General features: G+C 72.9%; 5 protein-coding genes. 1 reads left to right on the top strand and 4 read right to left on the bottom strand.

Annotated features, from left to right (window positions below; genetic code table 11):
* Nucleotides 1-100: 100 nt before the first annotated feature.
* Nucleotides 101-277, bottom strand: coding sequence for a thiazolylpeptide-type bacteriocin (locus ACZ38L_RS30315; RefSeq protein ID WP_396567510.1), 177 nt, complete (start codon nt 275-277; stop codon nt 101-103).
* A 237-nt stretch (nt 278-514) separates the two neighbouring features.
* Here ACZ38L_RS30315 and ACZ38L_RS30310 point away from each other — a divergent pair, with 237 nt between their 5' ends.
* Nucleotides 515-1,789 carry an amidohydrolase gene (locus ACZ38L_RS30310; RefSeq protein WP_465699221.1) on the top strand — a complete coding sequence of 425 codons (1,275 nt, stop codon included), beginning with the start codon at nt 515-517 and terminating at the stop codon, nt 1,787-1,789.
* Nucleotides 1,790-1,920: 131 nt separating this feature from the next.
* On the opposite strand, the gene ACZ38L_RS30305 is transcribed toward ACZ38L_RS30310, so the two are convergent.
* From ACZ38L_RS30305 to ACZ38L_RS30295, 3 genes are all read right to left on the bottom strand, one after another.
* Nucleotides 1,921-2,730, bottom strand: a complete 810-nt coding sequence (locus tag ACZ38L_RS30305; protein ID WP_465699218.1) for a hypothetical protein — start codon at nt 2,728-2,730, stop codon at nt 1,921-1,923.
* Nucleotides 2,727-2,936 carry a hypothetical protein gene (locus tag ACZ38L_RS30300; RefSeq protein ID WP_465699216.1) on the bottom strand — a complete coding sequence of 70 codons (210 nt, stop codon included), beginning with the start codon at nt 2,934-2,936 and terminating at the stop codon, nt 2,727-2,729. Before ACZ38L_RS30300 ends, ACZ38L_RS30305 begins: the two co-directional genes overlap by 4 nt.
* Nucleotides 2,906-4,065: COG1470 family protein (locus ACZ38L_RS30295; RefSeq protein WP_465699214.1), on the bottom strand; the 1,160-nt coding region annotated here is incomplete at its 5' end. The genes ACZ38L_RS30300 and ACZ38L_RS30295, both read right to left, overlap by 31 nt.

Raw genomic sequence — 4,065 nt, 5'->3', positions numbered from 1 at the left:
CCCGTCCCGACCACGGTCTTCTTCTTCCCCCCCCCCCTTCCCCCCCCCCCCCTTCCCCCCCCCCCCCGGCCCCCGCCCCAACGGTGCGCGACCCGTCGGATCAGGCGGTGCAGCTGGTGGTGCTGGTGGTGCTGGAGCAGGTGCTGGTCGACGAGCAACTGGTGGACGAGCCCAGCATGACCTCGCTGGTGTCCGAGTAGTCGCTGATCTCGAAGGTCTCCGACTCCAGGTTCAGGATCTCCTCGGCGAGCGAGGCAAGGGACGTGTCGGCGGACATGGGAACTCCTTCCGGCGGTGGGGAACGGCCCGGCCGCGGCGGCCGGACCGGTGTGGCGGAGCGGGCGGCGCTGGTGCGAACGCGCCTTCTCCCCGGGCCAGTTCTACCGCGCGGCGCTGGCAGCCCCGGGTGCGCTCCGCTGACACCTCACTGACCGCCCGACCCGCGCGCCCGATCTGACCGCCCGATCTGACCGGCCGACCAGTCCGCCCGACGTGTCCCGAGGAGTTCCGCCCGATGACCCCTGCCGTGCCCACCGCCGTCGCCCTCGCCCGGGCCGCCGAGTTCTACCTGGACCTGCACCGCCATCCGGAGCTCGCGGGGGCCGAGGAACGCACCGCGGCCCGCTTCGCCGACCGGCTGGCCACCGCCGGGTACCAGGTGACCCGGGGCATCGGCGGCCACGGCGTGGCCGCCGTGCTGCGCAACGGGGACGGACCGGTGGTGCTGCTCCGCGCGGAGCTGGACGCCCTGCCGGTGGCGGAGCGGACCGGCCTGCCGTACGCCAGTACCGCGACGGCCAGGACGGCCGACGGCCGGACCGTCCCGGTGATGCACGCCTGTGGCCACGACGTCCACCTGGCCTGCGCCGCCGCGGCCGCGGCCGCCCTGGCCGAGGCGCGCGCGGGCTGGCGCGGCACCGTGCTGGTGGTCGGTCAGCCGGCCGAGGAGACCCTGGCCGGCGCCCGGGCCATGCTGGCGGACGGCCTCTACCGCCGCTTCGGGCCGCCCTCGGTGGTGCTCGCCCAGCACACCGCGCCGTTCCCGGCCGGGATGGTCGCCCACGGGCGCGGTCCGGTGATGGCCGGCAGCCGGACCCTGCGGGTGGTGATCCACGGCCGGGGCGGGCACGCCGCCGCGCCCCGGCTGGCGGTGAACCCGGTGGTGGCCGCGGCCGCCGTCGTGCTGCGGCTGGAGACGATCGGGTCCCGGGAGACCGGCCCGGCCGAGCAGGTGGTGGTCACCGTGGGTTCCCTGGAGGCGGGTGGCCAGGGCAACGTGATCCCCGACCGGGCCACCCTGACGGTGACCCTGCGGGGCTTCACCGAACAGGTCCTGGAGCGGGCCGCGGCGGCCGTGCGGGGGATCGTCCGGAGCGAGGCCGAGGCCGCGGGCACTCCCCGCGAGCCGGAGGTCGAGGAGCTGTCCCGCTCGGGCGTCAACGCGCCCGATCCCGTGCTGTCGCAGGCCCTCCGCGCGGCGCACCAGGAGCTGTTCGGACCGGAGCGGGTCGCCGACTGGCCGCCGTCCCCGGCCACCGAGGACTTCCCCCTGTTCGGGGAGCCGGGGGTGGGGCTGCACGGGGTGACGGGCATCCGGACCGCGTACTGGATGCTCGGCATGGTCGGTCCCGAGCAGTGGGCGGCGACCCCGGGCGCCGGAGCGGCGGAGAAGATGGCCGCGCTACCGGCCAACCACTCGCCCGAGTTCCGTCCCCACGTCCGCCTCACCCTCCGGACCGGCATCGCCGCGCTGTTCTCGGCGGCCACCGCCTGTCTCGGCCGGGGGTGACGGTACCCGCGCCCCCGCTCGGCCCGACCGAGCCGGTGCCATCGAGGGCGGGGCTGATCACGCGGTGTGCGGGTGTGCTCCGGTCCGGGGCTCGGCGGGCGCCGCCCCGGGCCGGAGGATCGAGGTCCTGTTCAGCAGGACTGGGTGGCCACCAGCGCGTCGTACGCGTCGTGGTCGTACTGGTAGCCCTTGGCGTTCGGGCCGTCGCTGCTCGGGTCACCGTGGTCGTCGACCAGGATGTCGTCCTGGTCGAGCGCGTAACTGACGTAGCCGTGCTGGAGCTTGTAGATCAGGTCCAGGCTGCCCACGTGGTACTGCGGCGCCGCTGCGGCGGCCGAGCAGCTGAAGTCGCCGAGCGCCGTCATGGCCAGGCGGCTGCCGGTGACGTTCATCCAGCCCTCGAAGACGTACGGGGCCGAGCTGCGCAGGCCGTTGGAGTCGGTGGAGTCGAACTCGTGGCCCATGCCGAGCTGTCCCTGTTCCGGGCTGGTGGTGTTGTCGGCGATGTGTGCGCTGCCGTCGGAGCTGCTCACCGTCTTGTCGAAGGTGTCGGACGCCAGCTGGTTCCACAGCCCCATCAGGTCACCGCTGTGGTGTCCCTGGTAGACGAACACGGGCCGGATGGCAGCGTTGGCGGCGCTGCCGACCGTGCTGAAGCAGCCGCCCGCGTTGGTCAGGCCGGCCGCGTCGAGCCGGGAGACCTCGGTCGCATCGTCGAAGTTCGCCAGCATCGAGTCCCAGGTGGCGGCGCCGAAGAACTGGATCGCCGCGATCTCCACGTCGACGTAACCATCCCGGTAGTTGGGGTTGTTGGTCTTGGCGAAGTCGCCGAAGCCGCAGATGCCCGAGGAGAAGTCGTTGGCGTCGTTGTAGGCGTAGTTCCCGCCGTAGCCCATGGCCGCTTCGAGCAGCGCGACCTTGTTCTGTTCGGTGCTGGTCAACTCGTGCCAGTCCGGGCCGTTCTTGAGCAGCAGCAGGGCCTCGGCGACGGGGCCTGCGACCAGCCTTCGAGGCCGCCGTCCGCGTCGGGCTCGTTGCCGCCCGCGATCAGGTTGCGGACCTGGGCCAACAACGCGCTGTCCACCGTGGTCCCGTTGCCGGCCTTGCTGCCCGGGCTCACCTTGTCGACCAGGGCGAGGTACTCCAACACCTTGGCCGCACCGATGTCGGTCGGATGGTGCCCGGGCGCGGTGTGTCGGGGGTCGGTGCCGCGAAGGCGATCAGCGGTGCCGCCACGGCGGAGTCGATGTCGGCCTGGGTGAAGGTGGGACCACCCCCGGAGGAGCCGGTGACGGTCAGGGTGTAGCCGGCGGTGTGGCTGCCGGAGGCGGCGGTGCCGGTGATGGTGATCGGATAACTCTCGGCCGGGACCGTGGAGTTGGTCGCGATCGACAGCGCCGAGGAGCCGCCCGCGCGCACCGAGGCCGGGCTGAACGAGGCCGTCGCACCCGACGGCAGGCCCGACGCCGTCAAGGCCACCGACTGCGCGCTGCCCGAGGTCACCGCGGTGCGGACGGTCACGCTCGCGCCGGAACCCGCCGCCACCGAGCCGGCGGCCGGCGCGGCCGACACCGAGAAGTCGTTGCCCGGCGCGCTGGTGGCGCTCGGGCTCCAGTAGTCGCCGGCCATCACGAGGTAGACCAGCATCTTGATGGTCTCGCCGTAGTACCCGTCACCGAAGGGGTTGATGGGCAGGTAGTTCCAGATCACGTCGGTCCACGCCTGGTCACCGGAGGCCATCGCGGCAGGGCCGACCGCGTCGCCGGCCTCCTCGGCCTGGTCGCTGGTCGAGTACGGCGTGCAGTCGAGGTTGGTGTGCGGATAGACGTTCTGCGGGTTGCCGCCCGACTCGCCCTTCAGGCAGGCGCTCTCCTTCCGCGCGAGCGCGTACTCGGTCGCCGCGGTCGAGCTGCCGTTGAGCAGCGCGTCGGTGCCCAGGTGCCAGGGCACCCGGATGGAGTTGTAGCCGACGATGTTGTCGGGCTGGTCCTCCTGGTAGTCGGCGGGGGCCGGCTCGGGGCTGGTGGTGTCCGCGTTCACCACGGAGTCGGAGAGCAGACCGGCGCTGGAGGAGTAGGCGCCGGTGAACTCGTTGTCCAACGCCTCGGAGCGCTGGATCACCTTGGTCCAGTCGTGCGCGGTGTCGTAGGCGGCGAAGGCGCGCAGGTGGTCGATCATCTGGTCGGACGGCCGGGTGTCGGTGTTCGGCCCGTCGTCCTCGCACTTCAGGTGGCCGTCGGGGGCGACGTCGTGGGCGTAGACGTCGGCCAGCCAGG

Source organism: Kitasatospora sp. NPDC024654 (assembly GCF_055559155.1).
Note: the sequence above shows the minus strand (reverse complement) of the source record. Positions and strands in the feature narration are given on the sequence as shown.